General features: G+C 64.1%; 26 protein-coding genes. 15 read left to right on the forward strand and 11 right to left on the reverse strand.

The window, feature by feature from the left end:
- Window positions 1–237: 237 nt before the first annotated feature.
- On the forward strand, window positions 238–1407 hold the full coding sequence (pobA, locus tag ABID58_RS32150; RefSeq protein WP_354036908.1) for a 4-hydroxybenzoate 3-monooxygenase: 1170 nt from the start codon (window positions 238–240) through the stop codon (window positions 1405–1407).
- Between the two features lie 173 nt (window positions 1408–1580).
- A complete protein-coding gene (locus ABID58_RS32155; protein WP_148751642.1) occupies window positions 1581–2000 on the forward strand; it encodes a PaaI family thioesterase in 420 nt (139 codons plus the stop codon).
- Window positions 2001–2003: 3 nt separating this feature from the next.
- Here ABID58_RS32155 and ABID58_RS32160 read toward each other — a convergent pair whose 3' ends face one another.
- Window positions 2004–2888: a LysR family transcriptional regulator gene (locus tag ABID58_RS32160; protein WP_354036909.1), complete on the reverse strand. Its 885-nt coding sequence runs from the start codon at window positions 2886–2888 to the stop codon at window positions 2004–2006.
- Window positions 2889–3012: 124 nt separating this feature from the next.
- On the opposite strand from ABID58_RS32160, the gene ABID58_RS32165 reads away from it, so the two are divergent.
- On the forward strand, window positions 3013–3642 hold the full coding sequence (locus ABID58_RS32165) for a pyridoxamine 5'-phosphate oxidase family protein (RefSeq protein ID WP_148751644.1): 630 nt from the start codon (window positions 3013–3015) through the stop codon (window positions 3640–3642).
- Here the strand turns inward: ABID58_RS32165 and ABID58_RS32170 are convergent.
- Together ABID58_RS32170 and ABID58_RS32175 are read right to left on the reverse strand one after the other, a co-directional pair.
- Window positions 3639–4724, reverse strand: a complete 1086-nt coding sequence (locus ABID58_RS32170) for an AbrB family transcriptional regulator (protein WP_148751645.1) — start codon at window positions 4722–4724, stop codon at window positions 3639–3641. The two genes, ABID58_RS32165 and ABID58_RS32170, sit on opposite strands and share 4 nt — an antisense overlap.
- Window positions 4725–4824: 100 nt before the next feature.
- The gene (locus tag ABID58_RS32175; RefSeq protein WP_354036910.1) at window positions 4825–5100 is read right to left on the reverse strand and encodes a PsiF family protein; all 276 of its coding nucleotides are present in this window, start codon (window positions 5098–5100) and stop codon (window positions 4825–4827) included.
- A 186-nt stretch (window positions 5101–5286) separates the two neighbouring features.
- Between ABID58_RS32175 and ABID58_RS32180 the strand changes: the two genes are divergently transcribed.
- Window positions 5287–5784 (forward strand): hypothetical protein, encoded by a 498-nt coding sequence (locus ABID58_RS32180; protein WP_148751648.1) that lies wholly within the window; start codon window positions 5287–5289, stop codon window positions 5782–5784.
- 41 nt (window positions 5785–5825) lie between these two features.
- On the opposite strand, the gene ABID58_RS32185 is transcribed toward ABID58_RS32180, so the two are convergent.
- Complete coding sequence (locus ABID58_RS32185; protein ID WP_354036912.1) at window positions 5826–6374, reverse strand: TetR/AcrR family transcriptional regulator; 549 nt, start codon at window positions 6372–6374, stop codon at window positions 5826–5828.
- Between the two features lie 100 nt (window positions 6375–6474).
- On the opposite strand from ABID58_RS32185, the gene ABID58_RS32190 reads away from it, so the two are divergent.
- The 4 genes from ABID58_RS32190 (at window position 6475) to ABID58_RS32205 (ending at window position 8841) form a co-directional block, all read left to right on the forward strand.
- The gene (locus ABID58_RS32190) at window positions 6475–6951 is read left to right on the forward strand and encodes a PaaI family thioesterase (RefSeq protein ID WP_354036913.1); all 477 of its coding nucleotides are present in this window, start codon (window positions 6475–6477) and stop codon (window positions 6949–6951) included.
- Between the two features lie 40 nt (window positions 6952–6991).
- Window positions 6992–7375 (forward strand): CidA/LrgA family protein, encoded by a 384-nt coding sequence (locus ABID58_RS32195; RefSeq protein ID WP_148751652.1) that lies wholly within the window; start codon window positions 6992–6994, stop codon window positions 7373–7375.
- The gene (locus ABID58_RS32200) at window positions 7372–8094 is read left to right on the forward strand and encodes an LrgB family protein (RefSeq protein ID WP_354036914.1); all 723 of its coding nucleotides are present in this window, start codon (window positions 7372–7374) and stop codon (window positions 8092–8094) included. Before ABID58_RS32195 ends, ABID58_RS32200 begins: the two co-directional genes overlap by 4 nt.
- A gap of 87 nt (window positions 8095–8181) precedes the next feature.
- Window positions 8182–8841, forward strand: a complete 660-nt coding sequence (locus ABID58_RS32205) for a DsbA family protein (RefSeq protein ID WP_354036915.1) — start codon at window positions 8182–8184, stop codon at window positions 8839–8841.
- Between the two features lie 82 nt (window positions 8842–8923).
- Here the strand turns inward: ABID58_RS32205 and ABID58_RS32210 are convergent, their stop codons facing one another.
- From ABID58_RS32210 to ABID58_RS32220, 3 genes are all read right to left on the reverse strand, one after another.
- On the reverse strand, window positions 8924–9130 hold the full coding sequence (locus tag ABID58_RS32210; protein WP_148751656.1) for a hypothetical protein: 207 nt from the start codon (window positions 9128–9130) through the stop codon (window positions 8924–8926).
- An 86-nt stretch (window positions 9131–9216) separates the two neighbouring features.
- Complete coding sequence (locus ABID58_RS32215) at window positions 9217–10284, reverse strand: carboxylesterase family protein (RefSeq protein ID WP_148751657.1); 1068 nt, start codon at window positions 10282–10284, stop codon at window positions 9217–9219.
- Window positions 10285–10304: 20 nt separating this feature from the next.
- Window positions 10305–11276: a S1C family serine protease gene (locus ABID58_RS32220; protein WP_148751658.1), complete on the reverse strand. Its 972-nt coding sequence runs from the start codon at window positions 11274–11276 to the stop codon at window positions 10305–10307.
- 286 nt (window positions 11277–11562) lie between these two features.
- On the opposite strand from ABID58_RS32220, the gene ABID58_RS32225 reads away from it, so the two are divergent.
- From ABID58_RS32225 to ABID58_RS32255, 7 genes are all read left to right on the forward strand, one after another.
- On the forward strand, window positions 11563–12981 hold the full coding sequence (locus tag ABID58_RS32225) for a M20 family metallopeptidase (RefSeq protein WP_187434890.1): 1419 nt from the start codon (window positions 11563–11565) through the stop codon (window positions 12979–12981).
- A gap of 261 nt (window positions 12982–13242) precedes the next feature.
- Complete coding sequence (locus ABID58_RS32230) at window positions 13243–15033, forward strand: peptide ABC transporter substrate-binding protein (RefSeq protein WP_354036916.1); 1791 nt, start codon at window positions 13243–13245, stop codon at window positions 15031–15033.
- 29 nt (window positions 15034–15062) lie between these two features.
- Complete coding sequence (locus tag ABID58_RS32235; RefSeq protein ID WP_354036918.1) at window positions 15063–16022, forward strand: ABC transporter permease; 960 nt, start codon at window positions 15063–15065, stop codon at window positions 16020–16022.
- Entirely contained in the window at window positions 15988–16905 is a 918-nt protein-coding gene (locus ABID58_RS32240) for an ABC transporter permease (RefSeq protein ID WP_354036920.1), read from the forward strand. Before ABID58_RS32235 ends, ABID58_RS32240 begins: the two co-directional genes overlap by 35 nt.
- Window positions 16905–17912: an ABC transporter ATP-binding protein gene (locus ABID58_RS32245; RefSeq protein ID WP_354036921.1), complete on the forward strand. Its 1008-nt coding sequence runs from the start codon at window positions 16905–16907 to the stop codon at window positions 17910–17912. Before ABID58_RS32240 ends, ABID58_RS32245 begins: the two co-directional genes overlap by 1 nt.
- Entirely contained in the window at window positions 17909–18877 is a 969-nt protein-coding gene (locus tag ABID58_RS32250; RefSeq protein WP_354036923.1) for an ABC transporter ATP-binding protein, read from the forward strand. The genes ABID58_RS32245 and ABID58_RS32250 overlap by 4 nt, the downstream gene beginning before the upstream one ends.
- Before the next feature lie 64 nt (window positions 18878–18941).
- On the forward strand, window positions 18942–20186 hold the full coding sequence (locus ABID58_RS32255; RefSeq protein ID WP_354036925.1) for an MFS transporter: 1245 nt from the start codon (window positions 18942–18944) through the stop codon (window positions 20184–20186).
- A 52-nt stretch (window positions 20187–20238) separates the two neighbouring features.
- Here the strand turns inward: ABID58_RS32255 and ABID58_RS32260 are convergent, their stop codons facing one another.
- The 4 genes from ABID58_RS32260 to ABID58_RS32275 form a co-directional block, all read right to left on the reverse strand.
- Window positions 20239–22143, reverse strand: a complete 1905-nt coding sequence (locus tag ABID58_RS32260) for a sensor domain-containing diguanylate cyclase (protein ID WP_354036927.1) — start codon at window positions 22141–22143, stop codon at window positions 20239–20241.
- 181 nt (window positions 22144–22324) lie between these two features.
- Window positions 22325–22546, reverse strand: a complete 222-nt coding sequence (locus tag ABID58_RS32265; RefSeq protein ID WP_354036929.1) for a dodecin — start codon at window positions 22544–22546, stop codon at window positions 22325–22327.
- Between the two features lie 173 nt (window positions 22547–22719).
- On the reverse strand, window positions 22720–23970 hold the full coding sequence (locus tag ABID58_RS32270; RefSeq protein WP_354036930.1) for a glycosyltransferase family 87 protein: 1251 nt from the start codon (window positions 23968–23970) through the stop codon (window positions 22720–22722).
- A 329-nt stretch (window positions 23971–24299) separates the two neighbouring features.
- The gene (locus ABID58_RS32275) at window positions 24300–24857 is read right to left on the reverse strand and encodes an HNH endonuclease (protein ID WP_148751668.1); all 558 of its coding nucleotides are present in this window, start codon (window positions 24855–24857) and stop codon (window positions 24300–24302) included.
- Window positions 24858–24922: the final 65 nt, after the last annotated feature.

Here is a 24922-nt window from a genome sequence, read left to right on the forward strand (position 1 = left end):
CGACGGCGGGCTGCGCTGGCCCAGCCTCATTAATTAACATGTTATCTAATTGGCTGGCGCGTTCAAGCCGGAACTGCCGCCGCGTCATTTACGTCAGCCATATTGCATGGATTTCTCGCCGTTAGCGGCGACAAGCACCCCCCTTTTGCCCAACCGTTATGTGATATAATTATCGCGCGTGGACGACCGCGACAAGCGCGCCGCGACCAAAGCCTACAGGATCGGAAGGAGCAAGTATTGCGGACAAAAGTCGCAATCATCGGGGCTGGGCCGGCAGGATTGTTGCTTGGGCAACTTCTGCATCGATACGGCATCGACAATTTCATTCTGGAGCGGCAAAGCCCGGATTACGTGCTCGGCCGCATCCGCGCCGGCCTCCTGGAGGGGGGAACTGTCGGGCTGCTCGACCAGATCGGCGCGGGCGCGCGGGCGCATGCCGAAGGCCTCGTGCATGAAGGCATCGAGCTCGCCTTCGCCGGCCGACGTCATCGCATCGACATGAAGGGCGCGACCGGCAAGACGGTCATGATCTACGGCCAGACCGAAGTCACGCTCGACCTGATGAATGCGCGGAACGCCGCCGGTCTCACTACCGTCTACGAAGCCAGGGATGTGCAGCCGCACGATTTCGACGGAAGTCACCCGCGCGTAACCTGGGTCAAGGACGGCGTCACCCACACGCTCGATTGCGACTTCATCGCCGGCTGCGACGGCTTTCACGGTGTCAGCCGCGCCAGTGTCCCGGCCTCGGCGATCGAGGAGTTCGAGCGGGTCTATCCGTTCGGCTGGCTCGGCATTTTGTCCGAGACGCCGCCGGTCAGCCACGAGCTGATCTATTCCAACCATGCACGGGGCTTTGCGCTCTGCACCATGCGCTCGATGAAACGCAGCCGGCATTACCTGCAGTGTTCGCTCGACGACCATGTCGATCAATGGCCGGACGATCGCTTCTGGGACGAATTGAAGCGCCGGCTCGACCAGGAGGCCGCCGACAATCTGATCACAGGCCCGTCGATCGAGAAGAGCATCGCGCCGCTGCGCAGCTTCGTCGCCGAGCCGATGCGCTTCGGCAGGATGTTCCTGTGCGGCGATGCCGCCCACATCGTGCCACCGACGGGCGCCAAGGGGCTGAACCTGGCGGCAAGCGATGCGCATTATCTGTCGAGCGCGCTCCACGAATTTTACGACGAGAAATCCAGCGCCGGCATCGACGCTTATTCGGCGAAGGCCTTGGCGCGGGTCTGGAAGGCAGTGCGCTTCTCCTGGTGGATGACCTCGATGCTGCACAAATTCCCCGACACCGGCACCATCGGCGCGCGCATCCAGCTCGCCGAGCTCGATTACGTCACGCAGTCGCAGGCCGCGATGACGTCGCTGTCGGAGAATTATGTGGGATTGCCGTTTTAGGCGGCGGAGACGGTGGGCACGCTACGCTTTGCCCACCCTACAGGATCTTCGCTCGCGACGGCGAGCATCATTTCAAACACCCGCGCAAATCTCGTTTAAAACTTTGTAGGCGGTGAAACTGTCATCCACATCGCGTTCAATGGCGGCAATCCACCAACGGACGCGAGACACGCATGACCGACAGCGCCATCCCCGACGGCTTTGAGCCGTTGTCCCGCGAGAGCCCGCTCACAGAACCGTGGAAGCCGCTCTACGCGAAGAAAACCGACAAGGCCGTCATTATCGGCCTTCGTCTGGCAAGGCCGCACACAAACGGCCGTGGCTTGATCCATGGCGGCCTGATTGCCGCGCTCGCCGACAATGCCATGGGCTACAGCTGCGCGCAGGTGACGAACTGGACCACCTCGTTCGTGACGGTCTCGCTGTCGATCGATTTCGTCGGCTCCGCCGAGATCGGCCAATGGTGTTCGATCGAGAGCGATGTCATCAAGACGGGTAAGACGATCTGCTTCGCGCAGTGCCTGATCAAAGCCGACGGCGTCGTGATCGCGCGGGCCAGCGGGACATTCCGGGTGGTGCCGAAGAAGGCGTAAGATCTATCCAAACCTCCACGCCGTCGTCTCCACCACGAGATCGATGAACGCGCGCACCTTGGCCGAGAGCAGGCGCGAGGTCGGGTAGACGATGTGGATCGGCAGCGCCGGCTGCTCGTACTTCGCCAGCACGATTTTCAACCGCCCGCGCTTCAGGCCCTCGGCAGCCTGATAGGCCAGCACGCGCGTGATGCCGCCGCCGACCTCGGCATATTGCAGGGCGGCGTCGGCGCTGTTGCTGATGAAGCGGGGGGATGGCGTCACCTCGATGTCGCGGCCGTCATGCGCAAAGCGCCACGCCGTCGTGGGACCGAACCGGATGGTCTGATGCTCGGTCAGCGCCTCCGGCGTTTTCGGCTCGCCATGGCGCTTCAGATAGCCGGGCGTGGCCACGACGATCCGCCGCATCTCGCCGACCTGGCGCGCAACCAGTGAGGAGTCCGCGAGATGGCCGATGCGGACGGCCGCATCGACAGCGTCCTCGACGAGGTTGACGAGATTATCCGAGAGCCTGAGTTCGCAGGCAACCTCGGGATAGCGCTTGAGATAGTCGGTTATGACCGGGGCGACATGCAGCCGGCCGAAGCCGACCGGGGCCGATACCACCAGACGTCCGCTCGGGCGGTTGCGCTCTTGCCGCGCCGAGCCGTCGGCTTCCTCGACATCGGCAAGGATTCGCCGGGCGCGCTCCAGATAGCGAGTGCCGACGTCGGTCAGCGTCACTTGCCGCGTGGTCCGTTGCAGCAACCTTGCGCCAAGATGATCCTCCAGCGCCGCGATCAGCCGCGTCACCGCCGAGGGCGATAGCCGCAGCTTGCGCGCCGCGGGCGCAAAGCCGCGCAGATCGGCAACGGTGACGAAGACATGCATGGCTTCGAGGCGGTCCATGGGCATTATTGCATATATTGCAACGATGAAGTGTCAAGCAGGCTGATTGTTTTGAACGCCGGAGGAGCCATTTTTAATGCCGGAAAGACGCGGAGATGCGCCGGAATTTTCAGGAGATGTTTCCATGACCGCAGCCCACACCTATGCTAGCGACGTCGCCTTTACCCATGCGGTCAAGGCGATCCAGACGCGCAAGGGCTCCCGCGAGGCCTATGGCCGCGTCGAGCAGCGCGGCTGGCGCACCGAGGTCGATGAAAACCTCGAGGCCTTCCTGGCCGATGCCAACAGCTTCTATTTTGCCACCGCCTCGGCTGACGGCCAGCCCTATATCCAGCACCGCGGCGGCCCGAAGGGGTTTCTCAAGGTGCTGGACAAGCAGACGCTCGCCTTCGCCGATTATGCCGGCAATCAGCAATACCTGACCCAGGGCAATCTCTCCGAGAATGCCAAGGCCTACATCTTCGTGATGGACTACGCCCATCGCCGCCGGGTGAAGATCTGGGGGGAGGCGCGGGTGGTCGAGGATGACGATGCGCTGACGGACGTGCTGATGCCGAAGGGTTATCGCGCCCGGCCCGAGCAGGTGATCGTGTTCAAGATCGCGGCCTGGGACACCAACTGCCCGCAGCACATTCCGCAGAAGTTCGACGCGGCGGATGTCGCGGCGGCATTGGCTGCGAGAGACCAGCGGATTGCAGAGCTCGAGGCGCAGGTTGCGGCGCTGAAGGGGCGGGCAACGGCAGAGGAGAGCTAATCGTCGACGTCGTCCTGCGTGCGGCCGAACAGGTGCACGATGCCTGGCGTCGCGATCGTCACGAACACGAAGCGCGAGAGGTGATGAGCGCCGACGAAAATCGGGTCGATGTGCAGCGTCAGCGCCAGCGCCAGCATCGCGTCCATCGCGCCGGGTGCAAAGGCAACGACGACATCGGAGAATTTCACCTGCGTGGTGAGTGCGATGATGCCGACGAAGATCGAGGAGACGGCGATCGCCACGGCGAACGAGCCCAGGGCGGCGTTGATGTGGCCGGTGAGGGTCTTGATTCGCATCCGGGCAAAGCGACTGCCGATTAGCGCGCCGATGCCGACCAGCGCGACGCCGCGCACCCAGTTCGGCAGGCCGCCCTCGACCCAGCCCGCACCATGCAGCACGCTGGAGCCGATCATCGCGCCGAACATCCAGCTCGCCGGAAACTTGATCAGCCGCAGCACGAGCGATGCCGCCAGCGAAGCGGCGACCAATTCCAGAAGATCGAGCGGCGAGGCAATCGCCGTCGTCAGCGAGGGTGCCACGGAGGGTGCGACACCGGCGATCGCCAGCACCATCGGCAGTGCTGCGGTGAGGATGATCACGCGCATGGTCTGCACCACTGCGATGCCCGGCAGGTCGGCCCCGCGCTCGACCGCCAATATCGTGATCTGTGACAGCGCGCCCGGGCTGCCGGCGAGGAAGGCAGAGGTGCGGTCCCAGCCATGAATCCGCTGGAGGTAATAGCTCGAGCCGAAGGTCGAGCAGAAGGTCGCGAGCGCCAACAGCCCGATGGTGAGAGGGTAGGCGCTGACCTGCTGGATCAGATGGCGCGAAACCACCGAGCCGAGCGAAATGCCGAGCAGCACCAGCACGGTCTGGGTCAGGAGTGGCGGCACCGAAAGCTGGCGTCCGGCAATCGCAGCGATCCCGACTGCGATCATCGAGCCCGAGATCAACCCGCCCGGAAGGCCCGCGGCCAGGAAGGCCAGACCGCCGGCGGCACCGATGACAAGCGTCTCCGCAGTGCTCAAAACCTTGGCACGGCTCGGCCACTCGAACGACAGGGATGCGGTGATTTGCTTCACGCCGTCTTATGGCAAATCGGCGAGAGGCGCACAATTGCAGGCTCGTCATGCCGCAATGCGTGCGCCTCTCGCCAGGGGCGAAGGGAGGATTGTGATGGATTTACTTCTTGTCGGCGGCTGCCGGCGCGGCCATGCCGCCCTTGGCGGTCTTGATGCAATCGGAGCGGAATTTCTTGCGCTCCTTGCCGTGCAGGCCCTTGGCGTCTGCCTGCTTGGAGCATTCGAGCGATTCGGCCGAATGCTCCTTCGGCGCCTTCTTGTCGGTGGTGGTGGCGGCATCGGTCTTTGCGGCCGGCGCGGCGGTCTGCGCGAAGGCAGTGCCGGTGGCGAACAGGGAGGCGATCGCGACGACGGCGAGACGGGAGGCGAGGGTCATGATGGGCTCTTCTTGCGAGAGTTGCGGAGGAGCGCGAACGTCGGCCCGCCTTGCTGAACGCCACATGAATAACCCTGTACGGCGCGATCACTATATTTTAGCGCCGAGCAGCGTCACTTCCTTGTCGGATGTCCGGAGCACGCTAGGATAGCAGTCCTCGTTTTGCTTTCCTGAGGGAGACCAAGGATGACTATTCAAGCCAAATTGTTGTGTGCGATTGCGGTGTCGGGCGTTGCCGCGCTGATGGTGAGCGCGCCGGCGCAGGCGTTGACGTCGCAAGAGTGCAGCGCGAAATATCAGGCCGCCAAGAAGGACGGCTCGCTCGGCACCATGAAGTGGAATGACTTCCGCAAGGCCCAGTGCGGCGCCGATGCAACGCCCGCGGCCGCGCCGACCGCGGCCGCCCCGGCTGCGCCTCCGCCTGCTGCCGAGCCGAAGCAGGCCAAGAAGGAGGCAGCCCCCGCTGCTGCTCCGGCGCCGACCCTACCGGCCGGCCCTGCGATCTTCCCGAACGCGGTCGATGCAAAATACGCCAAGGAGAGCGCCGGCAAGGCCCGCCTCCATACCTGCGTCGACCAGTACAACGCCAACAAGACCACCAACGGCAATGGCGGCATGAAGTGGATCGAGAAGGGCGGCGGCTACTACAGCGAATGCAACAAGAAGCTGAAGGGCGCCGCCTGAGCTTCGATGTGATGGCCGGAGCAAAGCTCCGGCCATTTTGCTTAGTCCAACAGTTTCTCGGCCGATTTCGCCACGAGCTGTGACCGCTTGCGCGGGCCACGCTCGACGAACAAGAGGCTTTGGCCGAAGATGAAGCAATAGAACAGGAAAGCCTGCGCCTCGGCCTCCTCGGCCTCGAGGCCGGTCGCGCGATAGAGCTCGGCAACGTGCCTGAGCCGCGCCGCATCCACGCTCGCCACCGCCGCCGCAGCGCTCTCGTCGGAGCGGGCCCACTGCCGGATCGCGAGCTCGACCGCCATGCCCTCCGGATTGAGCCGCTCGGAATAGAGCTGGATCACCGCCCTCAGCCGCTCGCGGGGCTCTTGCCCATCCAGGCTGGTCTGCTGTGCAATTGATGCCGAGCGTCCCTCGCGCCAGTGCACCAGCATGGCCTCGAGCAGCGCCGCGCGGTCGGCGAAGCGGCGGTAGAAGCCGCCTTTGGTGACGCCCAAATTCTTGGCGAGCACCTCGACCCGCACCCCCTCGACACCAGCGCGGGCGAGCTCGGTAAACCCTGCCTCGACCCAGACATCGCTCTTGCCGTCGTTCATGAAGGAAGCCTCACCGGTTCTTGATACGGTGCCGTATTGCTAACGCGTCCCGTGTCTGATACGCTACCGTATCAACAATCAAAAACGGCTGGGAAATGCCATGGCTGCGTTCGAGCCGAAAAATCCTGGCTATCGTGCGGCGGCGGTCGCGATGTTCGAGGGGCAGCCGGCGATGCGCACACTCGGTATCGTGATCGTCCGCTTCGCGCCGGGCGAGGTTGAGCTGGCCATGCTGCATTCGCCTGAATTCACGCAGCAGAACGGTTTTGTCCATGCCGGTATCATCACTGCGGGGCTCGACAACGCCTGTGGCGTCGCCGCCTTCACGCTGATGCCGTCCGAAGCCGATATCCTCACGGTCGAGTTCAAGACCACGCTGCTCGCCCCTGCCCGCGGCGAGCGATTTGTGTTCAAGGCCGAGGTGGTCAAGCCTGGCCGTACCTTGACTTTCTGTGAGGCGAAGGCGTTTGCAGAGCACGAGGGCAAAACCACGCTGATCGCCACCATGACCGGAACGCTGATGGCGATGCTGCCCCGTATTGCAGCTTCGCACGAACCGCGCGCGTCCCGGGCTTAGCGGCAATTGACAAGCCGTGCGACGCATTCCTTGATGCGTCATGCTTGCGAGTCTCAGCCTCATTCTGCTCTGCCAATTGATCGGCGAGGCCGTGGTCCGCGGCCTCGCCCTGCCGCTGCCGGGACCCGTGCTTGGCCTGGTGCTGCTTCTCGTCCTGCTGCTCGCACGCGACCGCTTTGCACGGCTCGCGCGCGGACCGCTGCGAAACGACGGCGTGGAGACCGCAAGCAAGGGCCTGCTGGCTCATCTGTCGCTGCTGTTCGTGCCCGCCGGCGTCGGTGTCGTGCAGAAGCTTGATCTGCTCGCCTCCCACGGCATCGCGATCGTCCTGGTGCTCGCGCTCTCGGTGGTCCTCACCTTGCTCGCGACCGTCCTGACCTTCCGCCTGATCAGCCGCCTGTTGAAGCAACAGGACGCCCGATGAAGGACAATCCGTTCTCGCTCTGGGTCTATCTCTCGCAATCTCCGCTGCTCTGGCTGACGGTGACGCTGTTGGTCTATGCGACCACGGATGCGGTGTCGCTGGCGACGCGACGCCATCCGCTTGCCAATCCCGTGCTGCATGCGATGTGGATCATCGGCGCGTTCCTGCTCGCGACCGGTACGTCCTACACCACCTATTTCGCCGGCGCCCAATTCGTACACTTCCTGCTTGGGCCCGCCACCGTCGCACTCGCCGTGCCGCTCTACGAGAACCGCAAGCGGGTGGTTAGCTCCATCGTGCCAATGCTGGTGGCGCTGGTTGCAGGTTCGGTGACGGCCGTGGTGTCGGTCGTGTTGCTGGCCGAATTTGCCGGCCTGCCGCGCGACGTGGTGCTGTCCCTGGCGCCGAAATCGGTCACCGCCGGCGTTGCCATGGGCATCGCCGAATCCCTGCACGCGGATCCTTCGCTGGCGGCGGTTGCGGTCATCCTCACCGGCATCATGGGCGCGATCATTGTTTCGCCGCTCATGAACCGCACCGGCGTGACCGATTTCCGCGCCCGCGGCTTTGCTGCCGGCCTTGCCGCGCACGGCATAGGTACGGCACGCGCGTTCCAGGTCGACGAGATCGCCGGCGTCTTCTCCGGCATCGCCATGAGCCTCAATGCTCTGGTGACCTCGTTCCTGGTCCCCATGGTGGTGACCCTGCTGGTGCGATGACATCGTCCTCGCCACACTCTATATGGGGCGTAACACTTCCCGGTCCGGAGCCGTAATTGCGGTGATGGGACCGAAACGGGACGAGATATGGCTGGATTCAGGACTAAGGGCCTTGGGCTGAGCCGCCGCGCGGCGCTGACGCTGATCGGGGCAGGCACTTTCGCGGCTGGCGGTATGACCTTGGCGCGCGCAGGCACTGGTGATGACGAAGTGCTCACCGAAGCCAAGGTGCTGCGCGATCCGGACGTGCCCGTTGCCGGCAATCCCGATGGCAACATCAGCATCATCGAGTGGTCCGACTACAATTGTCCCTATTGCCGAAAGCTCGAGCCCGAATTGCGCCAGGTCATCCAGGACGACGGCAAGGTAAGGCTGGTCTTGAAAGACTGGCCGATCCTCGGGCCCGTCTCGGTGACGGCTGCCCGGATCGCGCTCGCCGCGAAATTCCAGGACAAATACCACCAGGCCCATGACGCCATGATGGGCGTCAGCTCGCGCCTGACCGAGTCGCGCATCAACGAGTTGCTCGCGGCCGCCGGCGTCGACATGGACCGCCTCAAGCGCGACCTCACCGCGCGCTCCAAGGACATCGACGCGATCCTCAAGCGCAACAACGACCAGGCTGAAGCCTTCGGCTTCCGCGGCACGCCGTCCTTCATTGTCGGCAAGTACCGCGTGCCTGGTGTGCTCAGCATGGCCGAGTTCGAGCAGGTCATCGCCGACGCCCGCAAAGCCAAGATGAACTGACGCGCAAGCGGCCGATCGCAGCCAGCACAAAGGCGCCGCCGCGGATCGCGACGGCGCCTTGTTCATATTCGGTCGATCGAGATTACTTCGACGAGATCCTGACCCAGTCCTTGTGCGCGCGGTCGCGTAGCGCGTCCCAGTCGGCCTTCGCGACATCCCAGTTCACGATGGTGCGATTGGCAGTCGCGACCTCGCCATTGGCGACTGACGACGTCTGCATGGAGTCATAGACATACACGCCGCAGCCGAGCAGCAGCGCACCCAAAATCATTCCGAAAAAAGTCTGCATGGCGAACCTCCGGTGTCGGGCGGATAACGTCGGGCCCGGAGTGATGGTTCCGCGACAGTGCGGCGCGGTTAAGGACGCTTCGTTCATCACCCGTTCAGCCATTGCAGCAGCTCAGCGTTGATCTCGCGCGGATAGGTATGACTGAGGTCGTCGATCTCGCGGTATGTGACATCGGCGCCGGCGGCGGTGAGTGCCGCTTGCGTCTGCCGTGCGGTCTGCACCGGAAACATCCAGTCGAGCTTGCCGTGGGTGATGAAGATCGGCAGGCCCCGTAGTCGCGTGGCGTCGGTGATCTCCGCCATCAGCGGATGGAAGGTCGCCGACACCGGCGCGAGGTGGGTGAATGGCGAAGCACCGTCGAGACCGCTGACATAGCTGAAGGTGCCGCCGTCGCTCATGCCGGTCAGCAGCAGGCGCGAGGCGTCGATGCTCCAGCGACCGCGCACGGTTTCGAGGATGCGCATGAGATTGGGCGTGTCGCCGTCGTCGCCCGTCAGCGCCCAGGTCGAGCCGGTCGCTGTCGGCGCCACCAGGATCGCGCCAAGACTGCGGGCATCGCGCAACCAGCTCCACAGAAAGCCGCGTCCGTTGCCGCTGCCGCCATGCAGCGCCATCACCAGAGGCCAGCTGCGATCGGGCGTGTAATATTCGGGAACATAGACCGAGAAGCCGCCGCGGCTGCCGGGCTCGTTGTGATCGTGAAAGATGCCGGTGTCCTCGCTGGCGCCGACTTCCAGCCGCGCCAGCAGCTCACCATTCTCGCGACTGGCGCTGTTGAGGAAGAAGTTGCTCACTGGCGGAAATTGCAGCGATAGCGGATACAGCGCCTCCTGTGCGCGCGGCACATGGCGCAACGCGCGGAACACCGCGACGAGATCGCCGTTGCCGCGCTCGACATCGCGGATGGCGGCGAAGGCGGCGAGCGTCTCGTTGCAGGCACGATCGAGCCGCTCGCGCAGTCCGGCGAATTGCTCCGGCCACGCGCCGATTGCTGCATGTGCCGACCGAAGCGCATCGTCCGGCGCGCCGATGGCGTTCATCACGGTGGCGAAGGCCGGCGGATGCAGATGCCGCTGGAAGAAGCCGAGCGCCTCCAGCGCGTTGAGCAACGGCGGCAGCATGGCCACGATGTCGTCCACCACGGCCTCGGTCATTGCCGCTTCCCTTGCTCGGATCAGTGCAGCTTCGGCGCTTTCAGAAGCTTGAAGCGGTCGGTCGACGTCACGGTGACGTCGAAGGTGACGCCTTCATGATGCACGGTGAGCGGCACGTCGACGCCGGCGGCGCCGAGACTCCACATCTTCTTGTAGAACGCCGTTTGGCTCGTGACCTTGTCGCCATCCACCGCAAGAATGATGTCGTCGGTCTTGAGTTCCGCGCGCGCGGCGGGACTGTTGGCGGAGATCCCGATCACCACCACGCGGTTGTCGATCTCGGTCGAATAGAGTCCGAGCCAGGGCCGTGCCGGCTTGTTGACGCGGCCGAACTTGCGGAGATCATCGAGGATCGGCTTCAACAGGTCGATCGGCACGATCATGTTGACGTGCTCGGCCTTGCCGTCGCGTTCTCGCTCGAGCTGGAGCGAGCCGATGCCGATCAGCTCGCCGCGCGCGTTGATCAATCCGGTGCCACCCCAATTCGGATGGGCGGGATAGGTGAACAAGGCCTCGTCGAGCAGATACTCCCAGTAGCCGGCGAATTCCTGCTTGGCGACGATCTGGCTTGCGACCGATCGCGTCCGTCCCCCGGCGCCACCGACCACAACGCGGTCGCCGAGCCGGGTCTCCGCCGACGAGCCGAGCGGCAGCGGCTCGATGTCGAGCCGGCCGAGCGCCTGTACCAGGCCGAAGCCGGTGACGGCATCGAAGCCGAGCACATGTCCCTCCACCACGCGCCCGTCGCCGAGGTGAAGCCAGACGGATTCCGCTTCGGTAATGAGATAGCCGATGGTGAGCACCAGCCCGTCGTCGATGACGACGCCGTTGCCGGCGCGCTCGGTACCGAGCGTTTCGGCGCTGAAGGCATCCGGCGGGATGATGGCGTGCAGGCCAATGACGGAGGCGAGCGCACGGTCGAGATCGAAGCCGTAATCGCTCGCACGCGGTTGATTGGCCGGCGGCACTCTCCATTCGGTCAAGGCGGGCATGGAGTTCTCCTGGCTGAGAGCATCGCTCCGCCGTGGCAGCGGAACGACGCACGAAGCAAGCATAATTTAGGCCGGAGGAGGCCGTCTTGAAAGACTTGACGGCAACTATTCCAGATGCCGCGCCGCCGATTTCCGAAGATGACAGAAATTGTTCGCCCGAATTCGGCCGACAGCCGCCCAATCCGGCATCGGTCGCATGGCTGGTGTCCCGCGGGATGCTAGGCGGAGTTCAATGAAGCTGCTAACCATTGCGGCTTCGTTTGACCAAGAGATCACGGACCAAACCATGGACAATCGCAGCGACATCTGGCGTGGCATCGACACGATCAAGGGACGTTTCATCGACCTCAGCGACAAGGTCTGGGGCATGCCCGAAGTCTGCTACACCGAAGCGCGTTCCGCCGCCGAGCATCTCACCGAGCTGCGCCACCAGGGTTTCCGTATCACAGAGAAGGTGGCGGGCATTCCGACTGCTGTGATGGGCGAATGGGGCGAGGGCGGTCCGGTCATCGCCTTCATGGGCGAATATGACGCGCTGCCGGGCCTCAGCCAGGAGGCTGGCGTTGCCGAGCACCGTCCGGTCGAGACCGGCGGTCACGGCCATGGCTGCGGTCACAATCTGCTGGGTTCCGCGGCGCTGCTCGCCGCCACGGCCGTCAAGGACTGGCTCGCCGAGAACAAGGTGCCCGGCCGCGTGCGCTATTACGGCTGCCCGGCGGAAGAGGGCGGCGCGGCCAAGGCCTTCATGGTGCGCTCCGGCGCGTTCGAGGATGCCGACATCGCCATCACCTGGCATCCGCATAGTTTTTGGGAAGTCGCGGTGACGCCGTCGCTCGCCAACACCCGCGCCGACTTCATCTTCACCGGCCGCACATCGCATGCCGCGGCTTCGCCCCATCTCGGCCGCTCCGCGCTCGACGCGGTGGAGCTGATGAATGTCGGCGTGAACTACATGCGCGAGCACATGCCCAGCGATGCACGCGTGCATTACGCGCTGCTCGACACCGGCGGCATTGCGCCCAACGTGGTGCAGGCGCATGCCCGCGTGCGCTATTCCATTCGCGCCCGTGATCTCCCCGGCATGAACGAGCTGGTCGGGCGCGTGAACAAGATTGCCCAGGGTGCGGCTCTTATGACCGAGACCAAGATGGAGATGAAGATCATCTCCGCGGTCTCCAACATCCTGCCGAATACGCCGCTGGAGCAGGCGCTGCACCGTGTCATGGAAGAGCTCGGACCGCCGCATTTCGACGATGCGGACAAGAGCTTCGCGAGCCAGATCCGCGCGACGCTGACCGACAAGGACATTGCGTCCATCTATTACGCGATCGGCATGGAGCCGACCGATCGGCCGCTGGCGGACTTCCTGGTGCCGCTCGACGCCAAGCGCAACCCGCTGGTTGGCTCGACGGATGTCGGCGATGTGAGCTGGGTGGTGCCGACCGTGCAGGTTCACGCACCAACGGTTGCAATCGGCACGCCGTTCCACACCTGGCAGGTGGTCGCGCAGGGCAAGAGCCCGCATGCCCACAAGGCCATGGTGCAGGCGGCCAAGGCGATGGCTGGCCTCGGCATCAAGGCGTTGACGGAACCGGAACTGATCAAGGCTGCGAAGGCCGATCTTACGAAGCGGACGACCAAGACGCCTTATGTCTGCCCGCTACCGGACCACGTCGCGCCGCCGCTCGATATGTCCGTGGCGTAGAATTCCGTCTCGATACTTCGTCTGATCTCGCGAACAAATTTTTCGCAGTGCAACTTGGTTTCCGGCGGATTTTGACGCGGGAATGCCGAACCCTTGGGCTGCGGAAGGAAGTTTTGCTCAACGGACAGCCAGAAGACCGTTTGCACACACACGGTCGCAGTTGACGCGCGGCCTATTCAGTGTGCCATCTACCGCCAGCCAAAACCCGGCGGCCGCCCCGCGGCCGCCTGCATCCATACGGGAACCAGACGGGGGACAACCATGCTGGATAAAGAACTGCGTTCGATGATCGGTGACGTGAAGGACGGGCGGATGGATCGCCGTGCCTTCATCCAGCGCCTCGCTGCCGTCGGCCTCACCGCGCCCCTGGCAAACCAGATCCTCGCCATCGGCGGCGTCGCCATGGCCCAGAGCCCGTCTCCCTATCCTCCGACCAAGCGCGGCGGTGGTGGCCCGCTCAAGCTGCTGTGGTGGCAGGGACCGACGCTGCTCAATCCGCATTTCGCCACCGGCACCAAGGATCAGGACGGTTCGCGTCTCTTCTATGAGCCGCTCGCAAGCTGGGACGTCGACGGCCACCTCAATCCGATCCTTGCCGCCGAAATCCCGTCGATCAAGAATGGCGGCCTGTCCGCCGATGCGAAGACCGTGATCTGGAAGCTCAAGCCCGGCGTGAAATGGCACGACGGCAAGCCCGTCACGGCCGACGACCTCGTGTTCAACTGGGAATATGCCAGCGACCCCACCACTGCGGCGGTTTCGAGCGGTCCCTATAGCGACCTCACTGTCGAGAAGATCGACGACCTCACCATCCGCATCACGTTCAAGAATCCGACGCCGTTCTGGGCCAACGCCTTCGTCGGTGCCTATGGCTGCATCATCCCGAAACATCTGTTCGCCGAATACAAGGGCGGCAAGTCGCGCGAGGCCCCGAACAATCTGAAGCCGGTCGGCACCGGTCCCTACAAGTTCGTCGAGTTCAAGCCGGGCGATCTGGTGCGCGGCGAGATCAATCTCGATTACCACATGGCCAACCGGCCGTTCTTCGACAGCATCGAAATGAAGGGCGGCGGTGACGCGGTCTCAGCGGCGCGTGCCGTGATTCAGACCGGCGAATATGATTTCGCCTGGAACATGCAGGTGGAGGACGAGGTCCTGCTGCGCCTGGAGAAGGGCGGCAAGGGCAAGACGCTCTATGCCGTCGGCGGCGACATCGAGTTCATCGCCATCAACTTCACCGATCCCAACACCGAGGTCGACGGCGAGCGTTCGTCGTTGAAGACCAAGCATCCGACCCTGTCGGACCCCGCGGTGCGCCAGGCGCTCGCGCTGCTGGTCGATCGCGACTCGATCAAGAAGGCGATCTACGGCCGCGCAGGCCGCGCCACCGCGAACTACCTCAATGGTCCCGACGACTTCGTGTCCAAGAACACCAAATGGGAATTCAGCGTCGAGAAGGCGGTCGCGCTGCTCGATAAGGCCGGATGGAAGGCCGGCGCCGACGGCATCCGCGAGAAGGACGGCAAGAAGCTGAAGTTCGTCTACCAGACCTCGATCAACGGCCCGCGCCAGAAGACCCAGGCGATCGTCAAGCAAGCCTGCCAGAAGGCCGGCATCGACGTCGAGCTGAAATCGGTCGTGGCCTCGGTGTTCTTCTCCTCCGACGTCGCCAACCCCGACACCTATTCCAAGTTCTACGCCGATATCGAGATGTTCCAGATCCCGATGACGCAGCCCGATCCGGGCCTCCATATGCGCCGCTACCATTCGCGCAACCTGGCCACAAAGGAGAACAAGTGGCAGGGGCAGAACTTCCCGCGCTGGGTCAACAAGGATTTCGATGCCGCGGTCGACGCCGCCGACACCGAGACCGATCCGGTCAAGCGAGCTGCGCTCTACATCAAGTGCAATGATCTGATGTGGCAGGACACCGTCGTCATTCCCGTGATGCACCGTCTCGCGGTGGAGGCTGCGAGCAACACGCTTCGTCCGGCGCTGTCAGGCTGGGCCAACCAAACCGACAATCTGCAGGACTGGTACCGAGAGGGCTGAGGACGGACGTTGAGGCGGATTATTCGCGCATGAGTCAATACGTCCTGCGTCGTCTGATGATCGCGATTCCGAGCCTGCTCGGAATCTCGCTCGTGCTGTTCGTCGTCCTGGCGCTCGCGCCAGGCGACCCCTTCAGCGAGCTTGCGACCAATCCGAACGTGCCCCCCGAAGTGCAACAAGCGCTTCGGGCCAGGTTCGGCCTCGACGATCCGATCTACCTTCGCTATTTGCACTGGCTCAACGCCATGCTGCACGGCGACTGGGGCTTCTCCTTTGTCAGCCGGATGAACGTCGACACGCTCATCCTCCAGCGCCTGCCGGCCACGCTCTACGTGATCGGCTCGGCGCAGGTCCTGGCGCTGCTGATTGCGATTCCCGTCGGCGTTTATGCGGCGACGAAGCCCTATTCGCTGTTCGACCAGATCGCGAACACGCTCGCTTTCGTCGGCTTCTCGCTGCCGACCTTCTTCACTGGCATCCTGTTCATCCTGATCTTCTCGGTCACGCTGGATTGGCTGCCCTTCGTCTACACCACCGACATCAAGGCCACGGGCATCCATTATGTGCTCGAAATGATCCGGCAGGCGATCATGCCGGTGGCGGTGCTGGGGCTGTTCCAGGCAGCGTCGATGACGCGCTTCGTGCGCTCGGCGATGCTCGACGTGATCCGGCTCGACTACGTCACCACGGCGCGCGCCAAGGGCCTCGGGCAGGCCAATGTCATCGTCAAGCATGTGATGCGCAACGCCATGATTCCGGTGGTCACGCTGATCGCGCTGCAGATGCCTGCGGTGTTTGGCGGCGCCATCGTCACCGAGCAGATATTCCGCATTCCCGGCATCGGCTCGCTGCTGATCTCCTCCATTCTCTCCAATGACACCCCGGTCGTGATGGCCGTGACCTTCGTGTTCGCCTGTCTGGTGGTGCTCTTCAATCTCATCGCGGATGTGCTGTATGGCTGGCTTGACCCTCGCATCTCCCTCCGCTGAGCGGGGCGTCTACTCGCCCTGGCGCGAGACGTGGCGGCGCTTCAGCCGGCACAAGCTCGCCGTCGTCAGCGCGTTTCTGCTTCTCATCCTGATTCTTGCGGTGGTGATCGGTCCCTTCATCTGGCGTGTTTCGATCAACGACATCGATATCGTGGCGGGCATGCAAGGTCCGTCGCTGGCTCATCCGTTCGGCACCGACGATCTCGGTCAGGATATTCTGGCGCGCATGATTTATGGCGGCCGCATCTCGCTCGCGGTTGGGCTCGCCGCGATGCTGGTGTCGGTGTTCATCGGCACGCTGGTCGGCGCGCTCGCCGGCATGTCGCGCGGCGCGCTCGGGCACGGATTGATGTGGCTCACCGACCTCTTTCTGTCGCTGCCGCAGCTGCCGCTGCTCCTGCTGCTGATTTATCTGTTCCGCGACGGGTTGAAGCAGGTGTTCGGCCCCGAGGGCGGCATCTTCATCCTGATCGTCCTCGTGATCGGCGGTTTGCGCTGGATGCCGGTGGCGCGCCTGGTGCGTGCGCAGTTCCTGTCGATCCGCGAGAAGGAGTTCGTCGAGGCCGCGCGTGCACTCGGTGCGAGCCCGGTGCGGCAGGTGGTGAAGCACATCCTGCCCAATGCGCTTGGTCCGGTGATCATCGCCGGCACCATCGACGTTGCCGCCGCGATCATCGCGGAATCGACGCTGTCCTTCCTCGGCCTCGGCTTTCCGCCGGATACCCCGACCTGGGGCCGGCTGCTGTACGATGCCAAGGACTTCCTCGACATCGGCCCGCACTGGGCCTTGTTCCCGGGCGGCGCGATCTTCATCGCGGTGGTCGCCATCAACTTCATCGGCGACGGTCTGCGTGACGCGCTCGATGCGCGACGGGTGATCTGATGGCGCCGCTGCTCGAGATCAAAGGTCTCAAGACCCACTTCTCCACCGACGACGGCATCCTCCAGGCCGTCGATGGCGTCGACATCACCATCAACAGGGGCGAGACGCTCTGCGTCGTCGGCGAGTCCGGTTGCGGCAAGACTGTCACCGCGATGTCGATCCTGAAGCTGATCGCGATGCCGCCGGGCCGCATCGCGGCCGGCGAGATCATCTTCGAGGGCCGCGATCTGGTGCCGCTGACGAGCAACCAGCTCGACGAGATCCGGGCCAAGGAGATCGGCTTCATCTTCCAGGAGCCGATGACCTCGCTCAATCCGGTGCTGACGGTCGGCGAGCAGATCGCCGAGAGCCTGCGCCGCCACGAGAACGTCACGAGGAAGCAGGCACTCGAGCGCACCATAGAGATGCTGAAGCTGGTCCAGATCCCCAACGCCGAAGGCCGCGTGCACAATTATCCGCACCAGTTCTCGGGCGGCATGCGCCAGCGCGTGATGATCGCGATGGCGCTGGCCTGCAAGCCAAAGCTGATCATCGCCGACGAGCCGACCACCGCGCTCGACGTCACCATCCAGGCGCAGATCCTCGACCTGCTCCAGGACATGAAGGAGCGCTTCGGCATGGCGGTGATGCTGATCACCCACGCCATGGGTGTCGTCGCCGAGACGGCGCAGCGTGTCGTCGTGATGTATGCCGGCAAGGTGGTGGAGGAGGCGGATGTCGACGCTCTCTTCGCCGATCCGCGCCATCCCTACACGCAGGGCCTGATCCGCTCGATCCCGCGCATCGATCTCGACAGCGAGCACAAGACGCGGCTCGAGGCGATAGGCGGCTCGGTGCCGATCCTGATCAATCCGCCGGTCGGCTGCCGCTTCGCGCCGCGCTGCAAGTTTGCCATGGACGTCTGCACCGAGAAGGAGCCGCTGCTGCGCCAGATCGCGCCCGGCCATCGCATGGCTTGCCATCTGGGAGATGTGCAGTCGGGAGACGCGGCAGGAGCACTGGCATGAGCGAACCCCTGCTCCGCGTCAGCGGCCTGAAGAAATATTTCCCCGTGCTTGGCGGGCTGCTGTCGCGCCAGGTCGGCACCGTCTATGCGGTCGACGGCGTGTCGTTCTCGGTCAATCGCGGCGAGACGCTCGGTCTCGTCGGCGAATCCGGTTGCGGCAAGTCGACGACCGGGCGTTGCGTGCTGCGCCTGATCGAGCCGACCGATGGTGAGGTCGTGTTCGACGGCCAGGACGTCGGCAAGCTAGGCGGCAACGACCTGCGCGCGATGCGGCGGAACATGCAGCTCGTGTTCCAGGATCCGTTCGCCTCGCTCAATCCGCGCATGACGGTCGGCGCCATTCTCGGCGAAGCCCTCGTTATTCATAAGCTCGGGTCGTCGGCCAAGGAGCGTGAGGATCGCGTCGCAAGCCTGCTCGTCAAGGTCGGCCTCAAGGCCGAGCACATGCGCCGCTACCCGCACGAATTCTCCGGCGGCCAGCGCCAGCGCATCGTGATCGCGCGTGCGCTCGCGGTCGAACCGAAGCTGATCGTCTGCGACGAGCCGGTGTCCGCGCTCGACGTCTCGATCCAGGCGCAGGTCATCAACCTCCTGGAAGATCTCCAGGGCGAGTTGAACCTCACCTATCTCTTCGTCGCGCACGACCTTTCGGTGGTCGAGCACATTTCGGACCGCGTCGCGGTGATGTATCTCGGCCGCATCGTCGAGCTGGCGAAGGCGAGCGACCTCTATCGCAATCCGCAGCATCCCTACACCAAGGCGCTGCTCTCCGCCGTTCCGGTGCCCGATCCCAAGCTCAAGCGCAACCGCATCCGTCTCAAGGGCGACGTGCCGAGCCCGATGAAGCCGCCGGCAGGCTGTCACTTCCACACCCGTTGCCCGATCGCCCAGCCACGCTGCGCGGAAAGCGCGCCGGAACTGAAGGAAGGCGCAGGCGGGCACTTCGTGGCGTGCCATCTGGCCTGAGGTGCGCGGTGCATAGGTCGTCGGAGGCCTTGATCCCAAGGGACCGGCCGGCGTAGGGGAGCGCATGAGCCAGGTACAGGATGTAACTCTCGGCGCGGTTGATACGGACCGTGCGACGGATGCGGAAGCGCGCAGGGCGCTGTGGGGATCGGCGCTCGGCTATGCCATGGATGGGTTCGACCTCCTCATCCTCGGCTTCATGCTGACGGCGATTTCGAAAGACCTTCATTTCACCCAGCCGCAGGCGGCCTCGCTGGTGACGGGAACGCTGGTCGGCGCGGTCGTTGGCGGCTTGGTCTTTGGCATGTTGTCGGACCGGCTCGGCCGCGTGCGGGTTCTGACCTGGAGCATCGTCCTGTTCGCGGTTTTCACCGGCCTGTGTGCGCTGGCCCAGGGCTATTGGGACCTGCTGACCTACCGGGCCATCGCCGGCATCGGCCTCGGCGGCGAATTCGGCATTGGCATGGCCCTGGTGGCCGAGGCCTGGCCCGCGGGCAAGCGGGCGCGGGCAACGTCCTATGTCGGGCTTGGCTGGCAGTTCGGCGTGCTGACGGCGGCGCTGGTGACGCCGGTGCTGTTGCCGATCATTGGCTGGCGCGGGATGTTTGCACTCGGCGTGTTTCCGGCGGTGGTCGCTTACGTCATCCGGCGCAAGCTGCACGAACCGGACGTCTTCATCGCGCACAAGGCGAATGCGGCGAATACCGGCTCGTCACTTCGCGCGCTCGTCGCCGATGCGGAGACGATCCGGATCGGCATCGGCATGATCATTCTCTGCTCGGTGCAGAATTTCGGCTATTACGGCATCATGATCTGGCTGCCGAACTATCTCTCGACGCGATTCGGCTACGGCCTGACACAATCGGCGCTCTGGACATCAGTCACCATCGCCGGCATGGCGCTCGGCATCTTCCTGTTCGGTCATGCGGCTGATCGTTTCGGCCGCCGTGCGGCGTTTCTGACCTACATGCTGGGCGCGGCCGTCATGGTGGTGGTCTATTCGCAACTGACGAGTGCTGGTGCGCTGCTGATCGGCGGAGCTGCGATGGGCTTCTTCGTCAACGGCATGCTCGGCGGCTACGGCGCGCTGATGAGCGAGCTTTATCCGACCGCGGCGCGCGCCACTGCGCAGAACGTGTTCTTCAATATCGGTCGCGCCGTTGCCGGCTTTGGTCCGCTGGTCGTCGGCATCGTCAGTGTCGCTTACGGCTTCCCGACCGCAATCGCAGGCCTTGCACTGCTCTACCTCATCGACATCGTGGCGTTGCTCGCGCTCATCCCGGAGCGGCGCGGCGTCGATCTCGCCTGACGGAGCAGCCCGTTCGCCCGCGTTGGCCATGCCCGGAGCGCGGTGGATCCCGTCATGCGCTCTTGGCGGGCCAGGGGACGACCTGTCCCGCCATCACTAGCCGGTCACGACCGCTGTCCTTGGCGGTGTAGAGCGCGCGGTCGGCGGCTGCGATCAGCGTGCTGCAGTCCGTCGCGATCTGGGACGGGAAACTCGTCGCGGCGCCGACGCTGGCCGTCACCAGCCGGGAAGCCGGATTTTGCGCATGCGGCATGGCGAGATCGTGCAGCGCCTGGCGGACTCCTTCGCCGACCTCGGCGCAGCCGTCCGGGCCGGTGTTCGGTAGCAGAACGACGAATTCCTCGCCGCCATAGCGCGCTGCGAGGTCGGCCGGGCGCCTGGCCTGTGTGGATAGGATCCGGCCCAGTGCGCGCAGACACCCGTCGCCGGCCAAATGTCCGTAATGGTCGTTGAACTTCTTGAAATGATCGAGGTCGATCAGCAGAAGCGATAGCTGCGTGCCATCGCGCCGGGCGCGCGCCCATTCGTCGGCCAGGCGTTCGTCGAATGCGCGCCGGTTGGCAAGCCCGGTGAGGCCGTCGGTCGTCGCAAGCGCGGCGAGCTTGTCCTGAAGGTCTTTCTGCTCGGTCATATCGCGCACGACAGCGACGACGCCGTCGATCTCGCCACTGTCCGACGCCAGCGTCACGTGCAGTGCCGCCTCGGCCCAGATCTCGCCCTTGTCGCGATGGCGCTGGCGATAGACGAACCGCGCTTCCTCGGCTTCGCCGTTCTTCAGCGCGGCGATGGCCTGCTCGACCCGTTCCATGTCATCCGGGTGGATGCCGGCCAGAGCCGACGTGCCCAGCAGGTCCTCGGCGGGCCAGCCGGTGATGCGCACGCATGCGGGAGAGACGTAGAGCAGCCGGTTATCCAGCCCGATCCGGGTCACCATGTCGCTGGATTGCTCGGCCAGCAGGCGGAAATTTTCTTCCTTGGCGACGAGGACCTGTGCCATGCGTTGCCGCTGCGACAACTGACGGACCAGATAGAAGCCGATCACGGCGATCAGCAGCACGAGGCCGAGAACGAAGATCATGCGCGCGGCCGCTGCGTGTCGCCAGGGGGCGAGCACGTCGTCCTGCGACTTGCTCGCCAGCACCATCAGGGGATAGTGGCTGCTGCGCTGGTAGTAGCTCAGCCGCTGCACGTTATCCAGCGGCGACTTGAAATAGTAGACCGCCGCAGCCGGACGGCTTTTCCATTGCTTGAACAACGGAGCATTGGACAGGTCGCGTCCGACGAAGGCGCTGCTCTCGTCGCGGCTGCGCGCCAACATGATGCCGTCGTTGTTCAGCAGCGACGCCGAGCTGTGCGGACCGAGGTCGAAGCGTTCGTAGAACTTGACGAAATAGCTGACGTCAATCGTCAGCAGGGCGACGCCGCCGAAGCTTCCGTCGGGATGGTTGATCCGGCGCGACGCAGTGATGATCCACTGGCCGCCGGCGCGGCTCCTGACGGGGCGCCCGATCAGCGTGTCGCGATCCCGCGAATCGCGATGACGCTGAAAATATTCGCGGTCGCTGTTGTTGAGCCCGGAGAAATCGACATGCTCAGTGGTGGCAAGCCAGCGGCCGGTCTCGTCATAGACGAAGATGCCGCGAATGCGCTCCGACGATTTGCGGGTCGGCAAATACGCCTGGAGCCTTGTGATCGTATCGGGGCCGGTCCCGTCGAGCTCGAGCCGGTGGACTAGTCCGACCAGGATCGTATCGGTGAGCTCGAACGTGTCGTCCGCGTGCTGGATCAGCGAATGCGCCAGATTGGTAACGTCGATCTCGGCGCTTCTGAGCTCCGCATCGCGCGTTTCCCATTCGCGCCAGACGCTCAAGCCCAAAATCGTCACGCAGATCAGTGCAACGAATCCCGCCGCCCAGAGCGGAAGGCGGGTCTTGCCGAGTTCGCGGCTCGTGACCATCGGGTTTGCTCCAATTCGGTGCAAACCTCTCACTTTGGCCTTAACGGCCCATTGCAACAACTGTGATGATTGCGCGGGGCCGTACTCAACCGGAGGGAGTTGTCGGCATTTCGATCCAGTTTCGTCGGCGGATGTTAACCACGGTTCCGCGGCGTGATGTTTTCACCTCGCGCTTGCCGCTTCACCCATCCAGCGTAAATCCGACGCGCAGCGTTACCTGGTAGTGGCGCACCGCGCCGTTCTCGATGTGGCCGCGTGTCTGCACCACCTCGAACCATTTCATCTCGCGCACGGTCTTGGATGCGCGGCCGATCGCGTTCTTGACCGCGTCCTCGATCGAAGTCTCGGACGATCCGACCAGTTCCAGGATCTTGTAGACATGATCCTTCTCGGCTGCCGGCATGGTGGGCCTCCCTCGGTTGCGCTGCGGCGTCAGCCGTCGCGGGGTCTTTGGTCTGAACGGGCGCGGGCCTTTCCGGTTCCGTCGCCCGCGATGGCCGCATGCGCCAATCGCGGTGGAGCAGGCCGGGCTCGCCTGCCAAGCGCCAACGGACGTAATCGCTTCAGTGCGCGGAGCTATGCGGGCTCGCCATGCAGGCGGATGGCGGCAGGCTTGGCGTCGCGCAGCAGGCACCGCAGCAGTATCGCGAGCACCGCCATGAGTGCGAAGCCGCCAACGGCCGGAGCCACGCGATTTTGCAGGTCGCTCGCGGTGACGTTCTCTGCGGACAGCCGGGCCGATTGCAGCAGCCCATAGGCGTTAGCCAGCAGGAGCAGGGCGTAGACCGCGCTGCGTTCGCGCGAGCTCGCCAGGCCGGCAAAGTCCGGAAGCAGCAGGGCAAGCCCGATCCCCACGATCGGCAGGTCATAGTCGTAGGCGTAGGGGCTGATCATCACGGAGACGACCGCGACGATGCCGAGTGCGAAGCGGGGAGACGGTCCGCGAGCAACCGCAAGTGCGACGGTGGCCAGCGCAAGACCTGCCATTGCCATCTGCCCCCAGAACGCGCCAGTGGCGGGGAGGCCAGCATTGTACAGGGCCGCATAGGCCGAGATCATCCGATACAGCTGGTAGCGGCCTTCCTCCAGAAAGCCTGCGGCTTCCCGGATGCTGCCGAGCCACGCGAGCCAGATTTGCGGACCGAAGGCGAGCGTGCAGAGGAGCGAGCTCGCGACCACCACGATCGCGGCGGTCAGCACCGCCGGCCAGCGGCGCGTCAACAGCATGTAGATGCCGGCCGCAACGGCCAGATGAGGCTTGATGACCATCAGGCCGAGCGTGATGCCGGCGAGCACCGGGCGCCGTTCCGCGTTAATGCAGATCAGCCCGATCAGCGCGCCGGTCAACAGGCCGTTCTGGCCGATAGCGATCGTGATCGCGATAGCCGGGAAAAACACGACGAGCACGAGCGCGAAGTTGTTTCCGGCGATGGCGCGGAGCGTCATCAGATAGGCCGCCAGCGTGACCGCCGTGAAGAGAAAATAGGCGACCCAGCCCGGAAGAAACGCGAGGGGCGCAAGCACCAGGTCGAATTGCGGCGGGTAGGTCCAGGGCATGACGTCGGCCGGGCCGCCGGCTGCCGCGAGCTGCATCTTCGTGAATGACGCGAATTGGTAGGTCAGGTCGAGATCCTCGAGCCAGATTCGTTGCGCCACGATGTGGAAGGCGGTGAAGTCGGGTGTCTGGTTGCCGTACCAGAGGCCGCCTTCGAAGAACCGGAAGGCCTTGAAGATCAGTATGGCTGCGAGGAGCGAGAGAATGACGCAGACATAGATCGTCCGCTTCCGTGGCGAGGCTTGAATCTGCTCCAGGGTTGCGGTGAGCATATATGACGACCTTACGGCGAGACTGCGCTTTGCAGCTCAGATTGCCGAGCGGGCCTTAAGGGACGGTAACGAACCGGAAAGGATTCCGGCTTTGGATCGCAATTTGCGGTCCGAAGCCGCCACCGGCCATCGTTAACGACAGGCTGAACGGACGGTTGGATCCGATAGCCCTGGAAATTACCGATTAAAGTCTTTGCGTATCAGGTGAGGCGAGCGGAGGACCGGTCCTCGCTCGGACTGCAACCGTGATCGCGAGGTCGTTTTGTGACGCGTCAACGGTTTCGACCGTTCGAACGGATCGAGTCCTAGCATAGCGCGACGAGCGAGCGCTACGGATCCAGCTCCGTATCCCAGTAGAGATAGTCCAGCCAGCTGTCGTGCAGGTAGTTCGGCGGAAACAGGCGGCCGTTGCGGTGGAGCTGGTGCACGGTCGGCGCGAAGGCGTGCTGGCGCGGAAACATCTTGGCCTGCGCCGGCGTGAGATTGCCCTTGCGCAGGTTACAGGGCGAGCACGCCGCGACCACGTTTTCCCAGGTGGTCTGGCCGCCTTTGCTGCGCGGGACGATGTGATCGAAGGTGAGGTCTTCGGGCGAGCCACAATACTGGCAGGCGAAACGATCGCGCAGGAAGACGTTGAACCGGGTGAAGGCGGGATGCGTGGTCGGCTTGACGAAGGATTTGAGCGAAACCACGCTCGGCAGCTGCATTTGCAGCGTGGGGCTGTGAACCGCCTGATCGTAATGCGCTACGATATTGACGCGATCGAGGAACACCGCCTTGATCGCGTCCTGCCACGACCACAGAGACAGTGGGTAGTAACTCAGCGGCCGGAAGTCCGCGTTGAGGACCAGCACCGGCCAACTGCCTTGCGAGACATGTGCGTTCAAGTAACGCTCCCGGCCTCCAATATACGCTGCGAAGCAGCATGTATTGACATACTACATGCAGCGTG

It is taken from the genome of Bradyrhizobium sp. S3.2.6 (genome assembly GCF_040546885.1).
Taxonomy (GTDB): domain Bacteria; phylum Pseudomonadota; class Alphaproteobacteria; order Rhizobiales; family Xanthobacteraceae; genus Bradyrhizobium; species Bradyrhizobium cytisi.